Origin of the sequence: Rhizobium sp. BR 250 (assembly GCF_047445855.1) — a bacterium.
GTDB lineage: Bacteria > Pseudomonadota > Alphaproteobacteria > Rhizobiales > Rhizobiaceae > Agrobacterium > Agrobacterium tumefaciens_I.
Genome location: NZ_JARWKW010000012.1, coordinates 118,033 through 138,715 on the forward strand (window position 1 = coordinate 118,033; position 20,683 = coordinate 138,715).

A 20,683-nucleotide genomic window follows, 5' to 3' on the forward strand; every position below is an offset into this window, starting at 1 on the left:
GTCTTATCCTTGCGTGGTGACGGTCAGCCGCGGCGCGGCCTCGATCAGGGTTCTGGCGGTCGAGGATTGTGGTGCGGCAACGATATTTGCGGTCCTGCCGATTTCGACGATCCGCCCCGCCTCCATGATGGCGACGCGGTGGCAGACGGTGCGGATGACCGCGAGATCATGGGAAACGAAAATACAGGAAACCGCCGTTTCCCGCTGTATTTCCACCAGCAGTTCGAGGATTTGCCGGCGCACCGAAACGTCGAGCGCCGATACGGCTTCATCCAGAATGAGAAGCGACGGTTTGAGCGCGATGGCGCGTGCGATCGCGACACGTTGCCTCTGGCCGCCGGAAAGCTCGAAGACCGAACGGCCGGCATAGGCGGCGGGCAGGCCGACGCGGTCGAGAAGGCGGCGGATTTCCGCTGCGCATTCGCGTCTTTCGACAATGCGATGGATGCGCAGCGGCTCGCTTATGGCGTCCTCGACACTGGCACGCGGATTGAACGCGCCATGCGTATCCTGAAACACCATCTGCATCTGCCGCCGTGCCGCGCGCAACTCAGTGCCGTCAAGCGCCAGCCAGTCGCGGCCATCGAAATGGACGGTTCCCGCATCGGCTGGGATCAGCCGCATCAGAACGCGCGCCAGCGTCGATTTCCCGCAGCCGGAGGGGCCGGCAAGGCCCAGCGTTTCGCCGGGCTGAAGCGAAAAGGAGATTTCGGAAAGCGCCGAAACCGTTCTTGCGCCGGTGCGATAGGTCTTCGACAGTCCGTCAACGTTCAGAAGGGCTTCGTTCATGACGCGGCCTCGCTGATGAGCGGTGGCGTGGAGAGATCGAGATAATCGGCAAGCAGCGCGCGCGTATACTCATGGGCGGGCGCGGAAAGCACACTCCGCGTCGGTCCGTGCTCCACCAGCTGTCCAGCGCGCAGAACCGCGATCTCGTCGGCAAGGCTGGAGGCAAGGCCGATATCATGGGTAATGAAGACCAGCGTTCTGTTTCCCTCGCGCACCAGATTATCCAGCAGCGCGGCGATGGCTGCCTGGGTCACCGTGTCCAGCGCGCTCGTCGCCTCGTCGGCGATCAGGATCGTGGGGTTGGCGGCAATGGCGGCGGCAATCGCCACGCGCTGCCTTTGCCCGCCGGAAAGCTGATGCGGATAGGCGGCAAGCAGATGGGAAGGATGCGACAGCCGCACCCGTTCCAGAAGGTCGCGGGCAAGATCACGCGCCTGCCTCCAGGAAAGGCCGAGATGCCGTACGGCACCTTCCGCCACCTGTTCGCCGATCGTCAGGACCGGGTTCAGCGTCGCGCCGGTGTCCTGAAAGATCGTGCCGATATCGCGCCCTGGCATTGGCCTGCCGGCGAAGATGCCGCTGTCGCGGCTCCAGGAGATATCGCCTGAAACCCGCGCGCTTCCGGGAAGAAGCCCGGCGATTGCCTTGCCGAGCGTGGATTTTCCCGAGCCGCTTTCACCGATGATCGCCAGTCTCTGCCCCTGCCGGATCGTCAGCGAAATATCCCGCAGCGCCGGCGCTTCGCTTGCCGCATAGCGAACGTGGAGATCGTCGATCCGGCAAAGGGCCTTGCCGCTCATTGCGTTTGCCTCCTCGTTGCCATCGCCCGATTGACGCCTTCGCCGAGAAGATAGACGCCGAGAACCGTGACCAGCAGGCCGATACCGGGAATGACGGATAAAAACGCCGCAGAACGCAGGACATTGCGTCCTTCCGCGATCATCGAACCCCAGGTGACGATATTCGGATCACCAAGCCCGAGGAAGGACAATGCGGCTTCGGTGAGGATGGCGGCAGCGACGATGATGGCGGCGAGCGCCAGAACAGGCGGCAGCGCATTGGGCAATATTTGCCGGAACGCGATTTCCAGCGGATGCATGCCGATGGCGCGGGCGGATTGCACATAGTCGCGCTCGCGAATGCTCAAGACCTGCGCCCGCATCAGCCGCGCCGGATCCGCCCATGCGCCAAGCGCAATGGCGAGGATGACGATGGGCATGGAGGGGCCGATGGTGCTGACGAAGGCGAGCGCGAGCAGGAAATTCGGCACGATCTGGAAGGCGTCGGTGACGCGCATCAGCGCCTCGTCCACGAGGCCACCGGCAAATCCGGCAATCGTGCCGATGACGGTGCCGATCATCAGCGCGGCGGCGGCAGCACCCATGCCGACGAGCAAGGATGCCTGCGCGCCATGGGCAAGTTCTGCCAGCACGTCGCGGCCCAGCCGGTCAGTGCCGAGCGGCAGGGCCGCATTCGTAAAGGGTGCAATCAGCGGCTCGCCGACGATGGCGAGCGGGTCGCCCGGAAAAACAAGGGGAGCGGCAAACGCCGTTGCTGCAAGCAGCGCCAGAATGATGACGCCCGCAGTACCTTCGAAACTGCGCAGGAGCCGGAAAAATAAACTCATGCCTCTTGCTCCCCGCTGCCGATGCGCGGATCGAGCACGGCATAGAGAATGTCGACGGCGAGATTGACGAGGATGACGAAGACGGCGCTGGTCAGGATGATGCCCATCAAAAGCGGTGTGTCGCGGCCGCTGACGGCCTCCTGCGCCAGCCGGCCGAAACCGGGAATGGCAAAGACACTTTCAATCACCACGCTGCCGCCCAGCATGGTTGCGGCCTGCAGGCCGAGCACGGTGACGAGCGGCAGCGCGGCATTGCGGGCGACATGGCGCAGCACGATCCGTCGTTTCGAAAGCCCCTTGGCCTTGGCGAAAAGCACGAAATCCAGCGGCCAGATCGCCGCCATAGCGGTGCGCATGACGCGCAGGAAAAGCGCCATATAGATCAGCCCGAGACTGGCGACGGGCAGCACGAGATGGCGGGCAACATCCAGCGCCCTTGCAAATCCCTGCTTGCCCGATGCTATGGTTTCGATGCCGGAGGTGGGCAGCCACTTCAGTTGTACGGCAAAGACGATGGCGAGAACGAGGCCGAGCCAGAAGCCCGGCGTAGCATAAAGCGTGAGCGACAGCGTGGAGAGCACACGGTCCGTCAGCCCGCCGGGGCGCGCGCCGGCGATGATGCCGAGCGCGGTGCCGAGGATGAAGGCGAGCGCCGTGGCGCTGCCCATCAGGAGAAGCGTGTTCGGCAGCCGCTCGAGGATCAGCCCCAGCACCGGCCGGTCGAAGGCGAGTGACCAGCCAAGATCGAGCCGTAGCACCGAGCTGGCATAGAGCCAGAAACGGGCAAACATCGAACCGTTCAGGCCATATTGCTCGCGCAACACATCCCTGAGCCCGGCATCGCCGCCGCCGATGGAGACCAGATAGGCATCCACGGCGTCTCCAGATGCATTTTCAAGCAGCACGAAGGTGAAGATGAGAACGATCAGCAGCACCGGAATGGCGCTGACTGCCCTTCGCTTCAGCAATGTCGCTGCGCGTTTCACGACGTGTCCTCAGGTGTCGACCGCCGTATCCGCCCAGTTGGAAACGGCCCAGCGGGGATTGCTGGCGACATGTTTGACCGTATCGCGCGCCACCGTGATGAAGCCCCATTCGGCGACATTGATCAGCGGCAGATCGGCGGCGACCTGTTTCTGGAAATCCCTGTAGAGCGCCGTGCGCGCCGCCGTGTCCACCGTCACTGCCGCCTTGTCGATCAAGTCGTCCAGCGCCTTGTTTTCGTAACCGCCCTGATTGGAGAAGCCGACACCGGCCGGAATACCGGAACGCACGAGAATGGTGGTGGAAATCGCCGGATCGCCGCGGAAGACCGGCGGCGCGATGGCAAGATCGAAGGCATGATCGGTATAAACGGCCTTCTGGTGCGCGGCGGAGTCATTATTGACCAGCTCGGCTTCGATGCCGATCTGCTGAAGCGCCTGACGAAGATAGGAACCGAACTGCTTGGTTTCGTTGAAATAGGGCGCCGGCAGAAGCTTCAGCGAAAAACGCGTTGCGTTCGCGCCGCGCGGATAACCCGCCTCGTCCAGCAGGGCGTTGGCCTTGGCCACATCGAAATCATAGGTCTCGACATCGTCGGTGTAAAATTCCGGCGCGTTCTTCGGCACCGGACCGGTGGATGCCGTGGCATAACCGAGGAAAACCTTGTCGATGACGAATTTTTTGTCGATGGCGTGGGCGATGGCTTTTCTCACCTTGAGATCGGCCAGTTCCTTGCGGCGATGGTTGATTTCCACGACGAGCTGATAGGTCAGCGCCTCGTAACCATCGGCAATCACCTTGATGCCCGGAACCTTGGAGATACGGTCAAGATCGGCCAGCGGCACGGCGGAAAAGGCGGCCAGCTGGATTTCCTCCGCTTCGAGCGCGGAGGCCGCGCCCGCCCGGTCCGGCAATACACGATAGATGATCTCTTCGAGCTGCGGCTCATCCTTCTTCCAGTAATTCGCATAGCGGGTCAGGCGATAATATTCACCGGGCTTATATTCGGCAAAGACGAAAGGCCCGGTGCCGACCGGTTTGGTATTGGCCGGATTGGTGGCGATATCGGTGCCTTCATAAAGATGTTTCGGCACGACGCTGGTGACGACCGGCAGCGCATTGCGGATGAGCTGGAACGGCGTGGGCTTGGAAAAGCGGAAGATGGCCGTGTGGTCATCAGGCGTTTCCACCTTTTCGAGATTGGCGAAGACCAGCCGGCCGAGATTTTGCAGTGGTTTCCAGACGGAAAGCGCCGAAAAGGCCACATCTGCCGAGGTGAATGGCTTGCCGTCATGCCAGGTCACGCCTTCGCGCAGCTTGAATGTGGCGCTCAAGCCGTCATCCGATCCCTGCCATTCGGTGGCAAGCCGTGGCTCCAGCCCGTCCTTGCCATTGAAGGAGGCTTCCGCCAGCGGCTCGATGATCTTGCTTGCGATGTAAAACACGCCGTTGGAGGCGACGATGGCCGGATTGAGGTTCTTCGGTTCCGAATCGGCTGCGACGATCAACCGTCCGCCCGGTGCCGCCTGCTGGGCGGCCGCGATGCCCGCCAGTCCCGTGGTTGCGGCAAGAGCGAGCGTGGTCTTGAGAAGCGAACGGCGGGACAAGTGGACAGGCGACATGAATTCACTCCGGAAACGAGGGTGGGCGGGCCTTTCCGCGGGGCCGCGGCCTGCCCGATCTTAAGACTGCAACCTCGGCAGTGTCCACGTTAAATCACTGGCTTTACAGCAATGTTTTTACGTTGCGGGGCTGTTTGGAGAAACAGTATGCTTTACGCACAATCACCTCGCAGATTGCCGACAGCCATCCACGGCACGTGGCACCATCCTCTGCCTGTCCCGGGGAGAGCCAATCATGTATCGTAAAATCAATACGTTGCAGATGCTCTGGACAGGCTCGAGCATGACGGAGGAAGGTTTTCGGGCGTTGTCCTCAGGCTCGCGATCGGTTGGACCGCTTTCTTTCGGCGCACCGGTAAATATTCCGTCTCGAAAAATGGAATTAATAAAATAAAACAATTGCTTGATTTGATATCGCGCCGTTCGGTCGCAGGAAAATATGCCCCGGCGCCACGGTTTGGAAAGGGGTAATTAACCTTTATTTTCTATTTCAAAGGGACCGAAATATGTACGTTTATGATGAGTGTGCACGCTGCCATGAGCTTCTCCCGATCCAGATTCCAGAATTCGTCCAATAGCGTAGGGGAGGGGAGCGAGAAGGCTCGTCATGCCGGCGGCCACACCGCTGCCGGCCAGCAGACGGCGGCGATGAAGGCGGGTGTCGCACCCCGGCCGAATGCCGATATCAGCGCAGCCGACGCCATTGAAGGCCGCGCTGAGATGCCCGGTTGGCAGAATGCTTTCGTACTCGGTCCGAATGTCCGTTTCACCCGCACGCCGGAAAGCGCCTTTGCCCGCCGCATGCCGGTTGAGACGCCCCACATACCGGAAGAGGACATCACCACGGTCGCTCTGCCTGAAACGGCGGAGCCGGAGGCGATGATGCAGCAGCAGACTGTGCCGCAGGACGCCGTTTCCGTCTCCCAGCCAGCGGTGAAGCCGGCGGAGCAGCGCGTAGCGCCGCCGCGCATGCCATTTCTGCCGCAGCCGCCGGATGCGCGGGGTGCACGGGCACTGACCTATAAATTGCGGCTGGAGCTTGCCCGCAAGCAGGCGGAAGAGGCCGCCGCCGCTGCACAAATGCCGGCGCGGGCGGAAACTGCGATTGCCGTGGAGGCAGCTCCCCATCAGGTGTATTCGCCGGTTCAACCGCAAACCATCGTGCCGCTTGTTGATGCGGTTCAGGCCGTCATACCGCAGGCGACCATTCCCGCTTTCGCCGCCCATCTGCCGGATGAGCTGTTCTGGGAAGTGATGACGCTCGATCTGCCTGAAAGCGCTGGCGAAGGCGTGTCGGAGTCCGCGCGCGCCGTGCCTGCAAATTCCGTCGTTACCGCGCCTGTGGCTGTCGCGCCGGTTGCCCCCACGCAGCTCGCAGCCCCTGCCATCGTGCTTTCGGCCGAGCCGCCGGTCGTCACCGTGCCGGGCGGTTCCGCGATCAGGCTTTATCGTGAGATCGGTGTGCGTCATGCCGTTCTTCCTGCCGCCATGACGGTTCCCGAACAGGAAGTCGTGCCGCAGCCCGTGGCGGAAACGCCTGTGGTTGCCGAACTGCAGCAACCTGTGGAACAGGTTCAACCGGTGGAGAGAATTGCGGCCGAGCCGCGTTTCACCGCCCGCGCCCCCATTCAGGCCTCGCAGCCGATGTTCCGCGAAGCGCCCGTCTTTGCGGACGGGGAATATGAGTATCCCTCCATTGATCTTCTGCAGGAAGCCCGTGTCCAGCAGACCACGACCATGACGCCCGAAGCGCTGGAACAGAGTGCCGGGCTTCTCGAAAGCGTGCTGGAAGATTTCGGCATCAAGGGCGAAATCATCGATGTCCGTCCCGGTCCGGTGGTGACGCTTTACGAATTCGAACCTGCCCCCGGTGTGAAGTCTTCGCGCGTCATTGGTCTTTCGGATGATATCGCTCGCTCCATGTCGGCGCTGTCGGCGCGTGTCGCTGTCGTGCCCGGCCGCAATGTCATCGGCATCGAGCTGCCGAACCCGGTGCGCGAAACGGTCTATCTGCGCGAACTGATCGAAGCGACGGATTACAGCGAAACCCGCCAGAAACTCGCGCTCTGCCTCGGCAAGACCATCGGCGGCGAACCGGTTATCGCCGAACTGGCAAAGATGCCGCATCTGCTCGTCGCCGGCACCACCGGTTCCGGTAAGTCGGTCGCCATCAATACCATGATCCTGTCGCTGCTCTATCGTCTGAAGCCGGAAGAGTGCCGCCTCATCATGGTCGATCCGAAGATGCTCGAGCTTTCGGTCTATGACGGCATCCCGCATCTTCTGACGCCTGTGGTCACCGATCCGAAAAAGGCGGTCATGGCGCTGAAATGGGCCGTGCGCGAAATGGAAGACCGTTATCGCAAGATGTCGCGTCTCGGCGTGCGCAATATCGACGGTTATAATGCAAGGGCGGCAGCAGCCCGCGCCAAGGGCGAGACCGTATTCTGCAACGTGCAGACCGGCTTTGATCGCGCCACTGGCGAAGCGGTCTACGAGCAGGAGGAAATGGACCTCACGGCGATGCCTTACATCGTCGTCATCGTCGACGAGATGGCCGACCTGATGATGGTCGCCGGCAAGGAGATCGAAGGGGCGATCCAGCGTCTGGCGCAGATGGCGCGCGCCGCCGGCATCCACCTCATCATGGCTACCCAGCGTCCCTCGGTCGATGTCATCACCGGCACGATCAAGGCGAATTTCCCGACCCGCATCTCCTTCCAGGTGACCTCGAAGATCGACAGCCGTACCATCCTCGGCGAACAGGGCGCAGAGCATCTGCTCGGCCAGGGCGACATGCTGCACATGATGGGCGGCGGCCGCATCGCCCGTGTCCACGGCCCCTTCGTTTCCGATGAGGAAGTGGAAAAGGTTGTGGCGCATCTGAAGACGCAGGGTCGTCCGGAATATCTCGGCACCGTGACGGAAGACGCCGACGAGGGCGAAGAAGAGGCGGAAGAGGAAGCCGCCGTCTTCGACAAGACCGCCATGGGCGAGGATGACAGTGACGATCTTTATGAAAAGGCCGTCAAGGTGGTGATGCGCGACAAGAAGTGCTCCACCTCCTATATCCAGCGCCGCCTGTCCGTTGGTTATAACCGCGCTGCCTCGCTGGTCGAGCGCATGGAGCAGGAAGGCATCGTCGGTCCGGCCAACCATGTCGGCAAGCGCGCCATCATCGCCGGCGAGCGTGGTGCATACGACACCATGGCTGCGGACGATTGATCGTCGCATTGGCTTAAGGATGTTCGGAGTAACTAAGCTTCGAACATAGGGGCGCCGCCAGATGAATGGCGACATTTGCCAAATACGCCTCCGTGATCCTCGGGCTTACCCCGGGGATCTGCGATCGGCTGACGGTGTTGACGTGTTCGCAAGAACGCCCCGCATCTCGGAAATCTTCCCCCAAGCCCGGAATGACGGATGTGAGCGCGTGCCGTATCCCGTTGCGTTTATCCGGGTTTTTCGCACGAACTCCATTGCAAAAACGCGCCCCGTGACTAGCCTGTGCCACACGGATTCTGGAATTGGGAGGATTTCCCCCTCATGTCACACAGCAATGAAAACATCACCGTTCTGGCAAGGCTTTCTGAGCTGGAGCGGTTTTGCCGCGCCGTTTTCCTGGCCGTCGGTACCGATGAGGAAACCGCCGAGGCGGCGACCCGGGCGATGATTCACGGCACAAGGCTCGGTGTAGACAGCCACGGCGTTCGCCTGCTCGCCCATTATGTCACCGCACTTGAAGGCGGGCGCCTCAATCGGCGGCCGCGGATCAACCGCGTGTCCGGCTTCGGCGCGGTGGAAACGCTCGATGCCGACCACGCCCATGGCGCCCGCGCCACCTATGCGGCCATGGAGAATGCCATGGCGCTTGCCGGGAAATTCGGTATCGGCGCGGTGGCGATCCGCAACTCCTCGCATTTCGGCCCCGCCGGTGCCTATGCGCTGGAAGCGGCCAGGCAGGGCTATATCGGCCTCGCCTTCTGCAATTCGGACAGTTTCGTGCGTCTGCATGATGGTGCCATGCGGTTCCATGGCACCAACCCCATCGCGGTCGGTGTGCCGGCGGTGGACGACATGCCCTGGCTTCTCGATATGGCCACCAGCGCCGTGCCCTATAATCGCGTCCTGCTTTACCGGAGCCTTGGCCAGCAACTGCCGCAGGGTGTTGCCTCGAATGGCGATGGCGTGGATACGCGCGATCCCAATGCCGTTGAGATGCTTGCCCCGGTCGGTGGCGAATTTGGTTTCAAGGGGGCGGCGCTGGCGGGCGTGGTCGAGATTTTCAGCGCGGTTCTCTCCGGCATGAAGCTCAGCTTCGATCTCGCCCCCATGGGCGGGCCGGATTTTTCGACGCCGCGCGGGCTCGGAGCCTTCGTCCTGGCGCTGAAGCCGGAGGCCTTCCTGGAACGCGACGTGTTCGATGAAGGGATGAAACGTTATCTCGAAGTGCTGCGGGGATCGCCGGCCCGGGACGATTGCAAGGTCATGGCGCCGGGCGACAGGGAATGGGCCGTGGCGGCAAAACGGGAGAGGGAAGGTGCGCCTGTCGATCCCGTTACACGGGCAGCCTTCTCGGAGCTTGCGGCGAAATTCTCGATCACGCCACCCGCCTATCATTAAGGCGGCCGGCGGCTGGCCGCCATCGCGAGATCAGGCGGGGCGCAGCAGCATGTTGGGGCGCGGATAGGGCGTTGCCGCCGCGCCCAGCCTTTCGGCGAGGACGGGACGGCCGATATAATAGCCCTGTGCGTAATCGATCTCCATCTGGCGCACGAGCCTCAATTGCTCCTCCGTCTCCACGCCTTCGATGAGGATCTTGTGGCCGCGATTGCGGATGAGGCGGATCATGTCCTGCAGCATTGCCCGGCCGCGCGGCGTGTTGCTGTCCTGCAGGAAGGAGCGGTCGATCTTGACGGTATCGAAATCCGTCATGCGCAGCCATGAAAGGCCGGCGAAACCGGTTCCGAAATCATCGAGCCAGATATTGATGCCAAGCGTCTTCAGGTCGTTCAGGCAACGCAGCACGTCGGAATGCATTTCCATGTCGACGCCTTCGGTGATTTCGAAGGCGAGCCGGTTGCCGGCAATGCCTGCCTCCACGAGGATGGCGGCCACCGAGGTGGAGAAACCGGGGTTTTTCAGCTGCATGGGCGAGACGTTGACGCTGACGACAGCCACCCGGTCATCGGCCAGCAGCTGCTTGCAGACGGTCTTGATGGTCCACAGGCCCAGTTCCATGATCGTGCCGGTGCGCTCGGCAATCGGAATGAAGATGCCGGGTGAAACAGGGCTGCCGTCCAGCAGGCGAAGCCGCATCAGCGCTTCAACACCCGCCGTCTCGTTGGTCGAGATGTTGAGGATCGGCTGATAGACGAGGGAGACGAGGTTTTCCGCAATGGCGATCTTCAGCAGCGCGGCAATGTTCTCCGTCTCGTCGCTGGTCTGCGGGTCGTCGGGATCGAACAGCTTCATGCAATTGCGGCCGTTGCCCTTGGCGATATAGAGCGCCCGGTCGGCTTCGTTGATGATCTTCTCCAGCTTGCCGTCCGGATTGGGGCGGGTGAAGGAGGCGCCGATGCTGACCGTGACGATGAAGGTGCCGTCCCGGCGCTGGTCATGGGCGAGCGACAGGTCTTCGACGGTGCGGCGGATCGTTTCGGCAAGCTCGCCCACCTGCTGCTTGGACTTGAACGGCGCCAGCACGATGAATTCCTCCCCGCCATAACGGCCGATGGAGGCACCGTGGTCGGTGATCGCATCCTGCAGGGCGTTGCCCACCGTCACCAGGCATTTGTCGCCTTCCTGATGGCCGTAGCGGTCGTTGTATTTCTTGAAGAAATCGACGTCGATCAGAAAGACGGCGAAACCCTCTTCCTTCCTGCTCCAGTTGTCCCACAGGAGGCGCAGATGATGGTCAATCGCGCGGCGGTTCTGCAGGCCGGTCAGGGAATCGGTGTTGGAAAGCCGCAGCAGCGCCTGGCCCCGCTCATCCGCCGCCTTCTGCTGGGCCTTGGCCTCCAGCCCGTTGACGAAGACGTGGTAGCGTTCGCGGTTCAGGTTCCAGTTCACGTAAGACGTGAAGACGAAACAGGATATGTAGAAGGTGCCGAAAGCGAACTTATAGAAGGCATCCTCGGGAAACTGCGTCGCCGCCAGAAAATAGGTGACGAGAATGATGCCCGAAGACACCAGCGACAGATGGAAGCGGAACGTGAAGAACAGGTTGGCGCCCATCATGAAGATCGCCCCGAAAACCATGTAATAGGACATGTTTTCGATATTGTCGGTCAGCAGCGAAGGCAAAAGCCAGCCGATATATCCCATGACGAGAGCGGTCGCGCAGGTAAGATCGAGCGCTGCGGTGCTGGCGCCCCTGCGCAGCTGGATTTCCAGTGTCAGCAGCGATGACAGGACGACCGAGAAGCGTGCGAGAATGGTATAAAAAGCGACGTCGGGTATCAGAATGATGTCGGTCGCGGCAAACAGCAGATAGATGACAACAGCGGTCCACAGGCCCCGCCGGATTGAACCACGGCGGCTGCGCTCACCTTCCTGCTGGTAAAGGGCAAGAAGTTCATCAGAAAACCGGGAATCCGGCTGCCGATAGTCTTGCTGTCCACTCACCTCTCCCAATGTGTGCTTCATGCACTTTCCCATAGTGTTGCGTATACTTAATCAAGTAACTGCTTATTCCACTTTTCCGTGTGCTCTCGCACCCGGCGCGGGTTCCTGTCGACCTCTTCCATTGCGAGCGGAAAGCACAGAGAGGAAGAACGCATCATACGTTCGCAACATTAAGTTTCACTAAATCGCGTAGCCGCTTTTCCTCTGCCCACGAGTGTGACCAAAAAAATACGCTAATTCACTAATGTATCCCTACACCGCTGAAAAATCGAAAGCGAGTGGCCATCCGCCTCCCAGAAACGTATAGTTAACAATGTGTTAATACTGGAGGCTGAAGTGAGGCGGGTAAAGAAGAGAATTCTGGACGGCGCAAGTTTGATCACCCCGGATACTGTCGCAAAAGAGATTTTTGCACGCAGAACGGAAACATTCGATGAGCAGTTCGCGGTTGCGAAAGCAGAAATCGCGCTCATTCTCGAATTGGCACAGCAGCAGTTCGACAATGGTGTTTCAGCACATGATGTAATACACAGAACGGCGGGCGCGCTGCATGCTCTGCGCGAAAAGCTCCACTCCAGCGTGTGGGCTGAACTGATCCCCCTGGTGCAGAATCACTCCGTGTCGCACTATTTTCTGGAGGATCCGTTCACGCGCTGGTCCTTCGAAAAGCCACGCGGTTATTCCGGCGACGCGCAACTGCTCGACTTCATCTACGGCCACAACAGCGTCGCCGAACTGGTGAACAGGGCCACGCCGCTTGGTGCGGCCCTTTACGATTATACGAAGGATGCCAGTTCGTCGGTCGCGGTGCGCGAGCGGCGGGATCTGCTGACGCGCTTCGTTGACGAGGCTGCGGTCCGGCATGGCGAGGAGACGGAAATCCTCACCATCGCCTCCGGCCATTTGCGCGAGGCGGATGCGTCCGTGGCGCTGAAAGAGGGCAGGATCAAGCGCTGGGTGGCGCTCGATCAGGATCCGCTCAGCGTCGGTTCCGTTGCCCGGGATTTCGCCGGCAGCGGCGTCGAGGCGATCGATGGGTCCGTGCGCGATATCGTCCTGCGCACACAGGAGCTCGGCACCTTCGATCTCATCTATGCGGCGGGCCTCTATGATTATCTGAACGACCGCGTGGCGATCAAGCTGACGCGGCGCTGCATGGAGATGCTGAAACCCGGCGGCATGTTCCTCTTCGCCAATTTCTCCGAAGATATCGTCGTCGACGGCTACATGGAAACCTTCATGAACTGGGCGCTGCTCCTGCGCTCCAAGGCGGACATGTGGCGGATCGTCAATGCCAGCGCCGATCCTTCCAGCATCGAGGCGGAAGTGTTTTTCGGCGAGAACCACAATATCGTCTACGCGACGATGCGGAAAAAGGGCTGAGACAGAAAGTTTCGCCTGATATTCGTTCACAGGGAGCGAGTGGGTGCCTCTTTCGCCTTCTCCCCGCCGGGGAGAGGGTCGCGGCAGCGGGATGAGGGGGCTCGCTCCCCGCATACCTCTGCCGTAGTCCCCCTCATCCGACCCTTCGGGCCACCTTTTCTCCGGCGGGAAGAAGAAATACGCTGGGATGTCGCGCCCGATGTCGTTGTCGTCGCGACTTCCCATCAGAACGCGTCTGCCTCTCCCCAATAACCATTTGATTAAACCCCGCCTCAGCCTTAAGAATCCGCGCCGAATGCGTTGCAGAATGGAATGGCTGAGATGAAGAGATATTATTCGGATATGGGCGGTCTGCCGGGACAGACGGAACTGCTGTCGAGCAAGGCGGTGTTCAAGACCGCCTATGCGGTCATCCCCAAGACCGTCATGTCCGATATCGTGACGAGCGTGCTGCCGCACTGGACCGGCACGCGGGCCTGGATCATCGCCCGGCCGATGACCGGTTTTTCCGAGACCTTCGCGCAATATATCGTTGAAGTGCAGCCGGGCGGCGGCAGTGAGCGGCCGGAGCCGGACGAAAGGGCGCAAGCGGCGATCTTCGTCGTGGAAGGCGAGATGACGGTGATATTCGAAGGCGCGCAGCATGCCCTGCGGGAAGGGTCCTTTGCTTTCCTGCCGGCCGGTGCGCGCTGGCAGGTCAGGAATTCCGGCAAGGCGCCCGTCAAGTTCCATTGGGTCCGCAAGGTGTTTCAGGCAGTCGATGGTCTGGAGCCGCCGCCGGCAATCTTCACGCATGAGGACGAGAACACCCTGTCACCCATGCCGGATACGGATGGCAAATGGGCGACGACCCGGTTCATCGATCCGGAAGACGTGCGTTACGACATGCATCTCAACATCGTTACCTTCGAGCCCGGCGCGACCATTCCCTTCATGGAAACCCATGTGATGGAACACGGTCTTTATGTGCTGGAAGGCAAGGCCGTCTACCGGCTCAACGAAGACTGGGTGGAAGTGCAGGCGGGCGATTTCATGTGGCTGCGCGCCTATTGCCCGCAGGCCTGTTATGCGGGCGGGCCCGGCCGGTTCCGTTACCTACTCTACAAGGATGTGAACCGGCACGTGAAGCTCTGGTAAGGGGCCTCCACGCTTCAAACCCGTGAATTATCGCGCAATCCGGCGGTTTGCGCGATAAATGCTTGCGTTAAATCGAATATCCCTAATAAATCCGGTTATGCGGACGGCTGTCGCCGTTCCGTACCATTCCGGCATCCGCCTGCAGCTACCCCGAAAAGAATGCCCGTATGAATGAGACGATCGACACCAATGTCTTCAATCTTGCACCCGTGGCGATGTGGATCGAGGATTTCAGCGATGTGAAAAACCAGTTCGATATCTGGCGGGCTGACGGTGTCGAGGATATCAGGGCCTTTCTTCTGGAGGATTTGTCGCGGGTGGCGACCTGTTCGCAGAAAATCCGCGTCATCCAGGTCAATGCCAAGACGCTGGAACTGTTCGAAGCGCGCGACCAGGCGCATCTCATTGACAATCTGCACCGGATTTTCCGCGACGACATGCTGGAAAGCCATGTGAACGAGCTTTCCGAACTCTGGGCGGGCAGGACGGAATTCACCAGCAACGCAGTGAATTATTCGCTCGGCGGCAGCCGGCTCGATATCCAGCTGCGCGGTGCGGTCATACCCGGCTATGAAGACACGCTCGGCCGGCTGCTTTTGACCACGGAGGATGTGACGGAGCGCGAAGAGGCCCGCCGCAAGGAGCTTCTCAACCGCCGTTATGCCGAGGGCATGTTCAAACATTCGCCGGTCTCCCTCTGGGTGGAGGATTTCAGCCGGGTGCGGCGACTGATCGAGGAGGTGAGGGATCGAGGCATCGTCGATTTTCGGGTGTTCATGGATGTGCATCCGGAATTCGTGCGGCAATGCATGAGCGAAATCCGGGTGATCGACGTCAACCGGGCGACGCTCGACCTGTTCTGCGCGCCGGATCGGCAAGTCCTGTTGCAGCGGCTTGGCGATATCTTCCGTGGCGAGATGGAAAAGCCGTTCCGGGAACAGCTGATCGAGCTTTGGAACAGCAATCTCACCCACCACCGCGAGGTGGTGAATTATGCGCTCGACGGTTCGGAACGGCACCTTCTCCTGCATTTTTCCGTCTTCCCCGGCCATGAGCGGGATTGGTCGCTGGTGCAGGTGGCGCTGACCGATATTACCGCGCGCAAGAAGGCCGAGGCCTATCTCGAATATCTCGGCAAGCACGATGTGCTGACCAAGCTGCATAACCGCGCCTTCTATTCGGACGAGCTGAACCGGCTGGAGCGCAGCGCGCTTCGTCCGGTTTCGGCCATCGTCATCGATCTCAATGGCCTGAAGGACGCTAATGACAGGCTCGGCCACGATGCCGGCGACGCGTTGCTGCGGCGGGTGGGCGAGGTGTTGAACGGCGTGGTGACCGCGCCGAACCATGCCGCGCGCATCGGCGGCGATGAATTCGCCATCCTTCTTCCCGGCGCCGACAGGCAGGTGGCCGCCGCCATGGTCGATACGGTTTATGAACTGCTGAAGATCAACAACCAGTTCTATTCCAGCGCGCCGCTCAGCCTGTCGCTGGGCGTGGCGACCAGCGAGGCCGGCGAGACGATGGAATCGCTGGTGCGCCGGGCCGACATGAACATGTACGAGCAGAAGAACGCCTATTATGCGGCTCTCCGCAACAGGTCAGCCGACAATAGCGATACGACGAAGAGCGGCCCGCAACCGGAAGCCACTTCGATGAAACGCCTGTCCTGAACCGGCAGGTGAAGGCAGCCAGGATGTTGGGCTGGCACCCGCCGCCTTGAGAACCAGTGCAATGCTGTTGCGTGCGATAAGCTCGAGCTCCGCCCGTGTGGTGCGCGCGCGTTGTGCAAGCTGTGCTGCAGGTCGCCAGCATGTCGGCAACGGCAGCAATATCGGTTTCGGCCGGCAATTATCTATTTCATCCCCTTTCGAATAGATCGCGACGAGCATCATTGAAATGGTCGTTAAGCGCCTTTGCGAGCGAAGGGGCGGCGAAGAACGCCTGGCTGCGGCGTTCGCTTCCTGATTTCTTTTCCCGGTCACAACGTCGTTTCCACCCCGTCGCACACCCCTTCACAAGCGCGTGAGTGCGCTTTTGCGCTGCAACAATTCCATTGCCAAGTTTTTACATACGTCTTAGTATGTATGTAAATGTGACCTATTTTGTGGATTCGGAGCGCAGTATGGCGAAGAGATTTGGGCAGATCGTAGCGGTGTTGTTGACTGGCATCGTTCTGGTCGGATGTAGCGATGAGCAGGCCGCTGCGCCCGGTGCACCGCCGCCCGGCGCGGTCAAGGTCGTGGCCGTGAAGCCGGAAGAACTGCCTATCACCAACGAATTGCCGGGACGCATCGCGCCGACGCGGCTTGCCGAAGTGCGGCCGCGCGTCTCGGGCATCATCGTCGAGCGGGTATTCGAGCAGGGCTCGCTGGTGAAGGAAGGCGATGTCTTGTACCGCATCGATCCCGCGCCGTTCCAGGTGCGTGTCGATAGCGCCGAAGGCACGTTGCGCCGGGCGCAGGCCGCCCAACTGCAGGCGCGGCAGACGGCCGACCGTCAGCAGCAGCTGCGCCGCTCCAATGTCGGCTCGCAGCAGGAATTCGACAATGCCGTTGCCCAGCTGGCGCAGGCCGATGCCGAAGTGGCGGTGGCCGAAGCCGGTGTCGCGGAAGCAAAGCTCAACCTGCAATATGCCGATGTGAAGGCCCCGATCAGCGGCGTCATCGGCCGGGCGCGCATCACCGAAGGTGCGCTGGTCAGCGCCACCGGTTCGGAAAGCCTGGCGACGATCCAGCAGCTTGATCCGATCTATGCCGACTTTACCCAGCCGGCCGCCGATCTCATCCGCCTGCGCAAGGCGCTGCAGGACGGCCAGCTGATGACCGGCAAGAACGAGGCCGAAGTCAACCTTTTGTTTGATGACGGCAGCCGTTATCCGGTTCCCGGTCGCCTGCTGTTCTCCGAAGCGGCGGTGGATGAAACCACCGGCCAGGTGACGCTGCGCGGTGAATTCCCCAACCCCAATGGCGATCTGCTGCCGGGCATGTATGTCCGCGTTCAGATCCAGCAGGGCATTGAGAAGGCGGCCTTTGCCGTGCCGCAGCAGGCGGTGCAGCGCGATGCGGGCGGGCAGGCGAGTGTTCTCGTTGTTAATGCCGAAGACACGGTCGAGCAGCGGCGCGTCAGCGTCGGTCGCTCCATCGGTGACCGCTGGGTGATTTCCGAAGGCCTGAAGGATGGCGACCGGGTTGTTGCCGAAGGTTTCCAGAAGACCGCGCCGGGCGCCAAGGTGAAGCCTGAACCATGGTCTGCGGAGCCCGATGTCGCCGCCGCCGGTAGCGAGGGTGCTGCCCCGGCCGCCGCAAAGCAATAAGGACCGATTTCAATGGCACGTTTTTTCATCGATCGGCCCATTTTTGCCTGGGTCGTCGCCATCTTCATCATGCTGGCGGGCCTGCTCGCCATTCCCATGCTGCCGATTGCACAATATCCGAATGTGGCGCCGCCGCAGATTTCGATCGGCACCAACTATCCGGGTGCCGCGCCCGAAGACATCTATCAGAGCGTCACGCGTCCCATCGAGGAAGAGTTGAACGGGGTTCCGGGTCTTCTCTATTTTGAATCGACCTCTGAATCCTCAGGCAGCATCTCCATCAACGTCACCTTTGCGCCGGGCACCAATATCGGTGAAGCGCAGGTGGAGGTGCAGAACCGCATCGCCCGCGTTCAGCCGCGGCTACCGCAGGCGGTCACGCAGCAGGGCCTGCGCGTTGAGCAGGCGGGCACCTCGTTCCTGATGATGGTGGCGCTCACCTCCGTCGACGGCAATACCGACGCCATCGGCCTCGGTGACTATCTCAGCCGCAACGTGGTCGGTGAATTGCGCCGTGTGCCGGGCGTCGGCAGCGCGCAGCTGTTTGCCACGCAGCGCTCCATGCGCATCTGGATGGACCCGGACAAGATGCTCGGCCTCAGCCTCACCTCGTCCGACGTGATCGGCGCCATTCAGGCGCAGAACTCGCAGGTTGCGGCGGGCCGCATCGGCGCGTCACCAAATCCTATCGGCCAGCAGATTTCGGCCACCGTCAATGTGCAGGGTCAACTGACGACACCGGAGGAATTCGGCTCCATCGTGCTGCGCGCCAATCCGGATGGTTCCTCCGTGCGGCTGCGTGATGTGGCGCGGGTGGAAGTGGGCGGCGAAAGCTACGCCTTTTCCAGCCGCCTGAACGGCAAGCCCAGTGCGGCCATCGGCGTGCAGCTGTCGCCCACCGGCAATGCGCTGCAGACCTCCGAGGGCGTGCGCGCCACCATGGAGGAGCTGTCGCGGTATTTCCCGGCGGGTCTGGAATATGAAATTCCCTACGACACCAGCCCCTTCGTGAAAATCTCGATCCAGAAGGTGATCAACACGCTGGTGGAGGCGATCATCCTCGTCTTCGTGGTGATGTTCGTCTTCCTCCAGAACATTCGCTACACCATCATCCCGACACTGGTGGTGCCCGTGGCGCTGCTCGGCACCTGCGCCATCATGTATGTCTCGGGTTTCTCCATCAACGTGCTCACCATGTTCGCCATGGTTCTCGCCATCGGCATTCTCGTCGATGACGCGATCGTCGTGGTGGAAAATGTCGAGCGCATCATGGCGGAAGAGCATCTGTCGCCCAAGGAGGCGACCCGCAAGGCGATGGGACAGATTTCCGGCGCCATCATCGGCATCACGCTGGTTCTGACGGCGGTGTTCGTGCCCATGGCCTTCTTCCCCGGTGCCGTCGGCATCATCTACCAGCAGTTCAGCCTGACCATGGTGGTCTCCATCCTGTTCTCTGGCTTCCTCGCGCTGTCGCTCACGCCAGCGCTCTGCGCGACGTTCCTGAAGCCGATCAAGGCCGGCCATCATGAGAAAAGGGGTTTCTTCGGCTGGTTCAACCGCGGCTTTGACAAGGCATCGCATAAATACTCTTCCACGGTCGGCAGCATCATCAAGCGTTCCGGCCGTTTCATGATCATCTATGCGGCGCTGCTTGCCGGTCTCGGCTGGGCCTATATGCAATTGCCGAGCTCCTTCCTGCCCAACGAGGACCAGGGTTACCTGATCGTCGACATCCAGGCGCCGGCGGAAGCCAGCAGCGAACGCACGCTGCAATCCATCCAGCAGATCGAAAAGATCTTCCTGGCAGAACCGGCGGTCGATCGCGTGATCGCGGTGTCGGGCTTCTCTTTCTCCGGTTCCGGCCAGAATGCCGGTCTCGCCTTCGCGACGCTGAAGGACTGGAGCGAGCGCGGGCCGGAGGATTCCGCCTCCGCCATTGCACAACGCATCAATGGCAAGCTGTGGGGCCTGCCGGGTTCCATGTCCTTCACGCTGTCGCCGCCGCCCATTCAGGGTCTCGGTAATTCCAGCGGCTTCACCTTCCGCCTGCAGGACCGTGCGGGTGCGGGACAGGCAGCGCTGAGCGCTGCCGGGGCACAGCTGATGGCGGCCGCGCAGCAAAGCCCGGTTCTCGCCGGCCTGCGTGTCGAAGGCATGCCGGATTCGCCGCAGGTCAATCTCATCATCGACCGTGAAAAGGCCAATACCTTCGGTGTGACCTTCAGCGACATCAACGCCACCATCTCGGCCAATATGGGATCGTCCTACGTCAACGACTTCCCCAATGCCGGCCGCATGCAGCGTGTGACCGTGCAGGCGGAACAGGGCCAGCGCATGAAGACCGAGGATCTTTTGAACCTCAACGTCCGCAACGCCAATGGCGGCATGGTGCCGGTCAGCTCATTCGCTACCGTGGAATGGGTGCGCGGCCCCTCGCAGGTGGTCGGTTATAACGGCTATCCGGCGATCCGTATCGGCGGCCAGTCCGCACCGGGCTATTCGTCCGGCGATGCGATTGCCGAGATGGAACGTCTGGCGCGCGAATTGCCGAGCGGTTTCGGTTTCGAATGGACCGGCCAGTCGTTGCAGGAAATCCAGTCCGGCTCGCAGGCGCCGGCACTTATCGGCCTCAGCGTACTCTTCGTCTTCCTGCTGCTCGCAGCACTTTACGAAAGCTGGTCCATCCCGCTCTCGGTCATGCTGGTGGTGCCGCTCGGCGTCATTGGCTCCGTGGCGGCGGTGATGTTGCGCGGCATGCCGAACGACGTTTACTTCCTGGTGGGTCTCGTCGCCATCATCGGTCTCTCGGCCAAGAATGCGATCCTCATCATCGAATTCGCCAAGGATTTGCGGGCGGAGGGAAAATCCACCTATGATGCGACGGTGGAAGCGGCGCACCTACGCTTCCGGCCGATCCTGATGACCTCGCTCGCCTTCTCGCTCGGCGTGTTGCCGATGGCAATTGCATCGGGCGCCAGCGCGGCGAGCCAGAACGCCATCGGCACCGGCGTTCTCGGCGGCATGATCTCGGCGACGATCCTCGCGATCTTCTTCGTTCCCGTCTTCTTCGTCTTTGTCATGAAGATTTTCGGGGATCGGAAGAAGGGCGGCGAGATTGCTGCTGACGCCGTGTCGCCGGCCGAATAAAACGAATGGGAAGGCTAGGTTGATATCCGATGAAAGCATTCATCTGATTGA

Annotated in this window: 13 protein-coding genes; 7 read left to right on the forward strand and 6 right to left on the reverse strand. The window is 61.2% G+C overall.

What is annotated here, in order from left to right; all coding sequences use genetic code 11:
• Nucleotides 1-3: 3 nt before the first annotated feature.
• From QD336_RS18965 to QD336_RS18985, 5 genes are read right to left on the reverse strand one after another with little or no spacing between them, the layout of a single operon-like run.
• Nucleotides 4-789, reverse strand: a complete 786-nt coding sequence (locus tag QD336_RS18965) for an ABC transporter ATP-binding protein (RefSeq protein WP_499171744.1) — start codon at nt 787-789, stop codon at nt 4-6.
• Complete coding sequence (locus QD336_RS18970; protein ID WP_499171746.1) at nt 786-1,589, reverse strand: ABC transporter ATP-binding protein; 804 nt, start codon at nt 1,587-1,589, stop codon at nt 786-788. The genes QD336_RS18965 and QD336_RS18970 overlap by 4 nt, the downstream gene beginning before the upstream one ends.
• Nucleotides 1,586-2,416: an ABC transporter permease gene (locus QD336_RS18975; protein WP_499171747.1), complete on the reverse strand. Its 831-nt coding sequence runs from the start codon at nt 2,414-2,416 to the stop codon at nt 1,586-1,588. Before QD336_RS18975 ends, QD336_RS18970 begins: the two co-directional genes overlap by 4 nt.
• A complete protein-coding gene (locus tag QD336_RS18980) occupies nt 2,413-3,402 on the reverse strand; it encodes an ABC transporter permease (protein WP_269343024.1) in 990 nt (329 codons plus the stop codon). The genes QD336_RS18975 and QD336_RS18980 overlap by 4 nt, the downstream gene beginning before the upstream one ends.
• 9 nt (nt 3,403-3,411) lie before the next feature.
• Nucleotides 3,412-5,022, reverse strand: a complete 1,611-nt coding sequence (locus QD336_RS18985; RefSeq protein WP_499171748.1) for an ABC transporter substrate-binding protein — start codon at nt 5,020-5,022, stop codon at nt 3,412-3,414.
• A gap of 516 nt (nt 5,023-5,538) precedes the next feature.
• On the opposite strand from QD336_RS18985, the gene QD336_RS18990 reads away from it, so the two are divergent.
• Together QD336_RS18990 and QD336_RS18995 are read left to right on the forward strand one after the other, a co-directional pair.
• The gene (locus QD336_RS18990) at nt 5,539-8,247 is read left to right on the forward strand and encodes a DNA translocase FtsK (RefSeq protein WP_499171749.1); all 2,709 of its coding nucleotides are present in this window, start codon (nt 5,539-5,541) and stop codon (nt 8,245-8,247) included.
• Between the two features lie 321 nt (nt 8,248-8,568).
• Entirely contained in the window at nt 8,569-9,645 is a 1,077-nt protein-coding gene (locus tag QD336_RS18995; RefSeq protein ID WP_499171750.1) for an Ldh family oxidoreductase, read from the forward strand.
• Between the two features lie 30 nt (nt 9,646-9,675).
• On the opposite strand, the gene QD336_RS19000 is transcribed toward QD336_RS18995, so the two are convergent.
• A complete protein-coding gene (locus tag QD336_RS19000; protein WP_499171751.1) occupies nt 9,676-11,670 on the reverse strand; it encodes a putative bifunctional diguanylate cyclase/phosphodiesterase in 1,995 nt (664 codons plus the stop codon).
• A gap of 315 nt (nt 11,671-11,985) precedes the next feature.
• On the opposite strand from QD336_RS19000, the gene QD336_RS19005 reads away from it, so the two are divergent.
• The 5 genes from QD336_RS19005 to QD336_RS19025 all read left to right on the forward strand — a co-directional run bounded on the left by QD336_RS19005 (nt 11,986) and on the right by QD336_RS19025 (nt 20,632).
• Complete coding sequence (locus QD336_RS19005) at nt 11,986-13,032, forward strand: class I SAM-dependent methyltransferase (RefSeq protein WP_269343030.1); 1,047 nt, start codon at nt 11,986-11,988, stop codon at nt 13,030-13,032.
• A 312-nt stretch (nt 13,033-13,344) separates the two neighbouring features.
• A complete protein-coding gene (locus QD336_RS19010) occupies nt 13,345-14,169 on the forward strand; it encodes a bifunctional allantoicase/(S)-ureidoglycine aminohydrolase (protein ID WP_269343031.1) in 825 nt (274 codons plus the stop codon).
• Between the two features lie 167 nt (nt 14,170-14,336).
• Complete coding sequence (locus tag QD336_RS19015; protein WP_499171752.1) at nt 14,337-15,842, forward strand: sensor domain-containing diguanylate cyclase; 1,506 nt, start codon at nt 14,337-14,339, stop codon at nt 15,840-15,842.
• A 452-nt stretch (nt 15,843-16,294) separates the two neighbouring features.
• Nucleotides 16,295-17,485, forward strand: a complete 1,191-nt coding sequence (locus QD336_RS19020) for an efflux RND transporter periplasmic adaptor subunit (RefSeq protein WP_499171753.1) — start codon at nt 16,295-16,297, stop codon at nt 17,483-17,485.
• Nucleotides 17,486-17,497: 12 nt separating this feature from the next.
• On the forward strand, nt 17,498-20,632 hold the full coding sequence (locus QD336_RS19025; protein ID WP_499171754.1) for a multidrug efflux RND transporter permease subunit: 3,135 nt from the start codon (nt 17,498-17,500) through the stop codon (nt 20,630-20,632).
• Nucleotides 20,633-20,683: the final 51 nt, after the last annotated feature.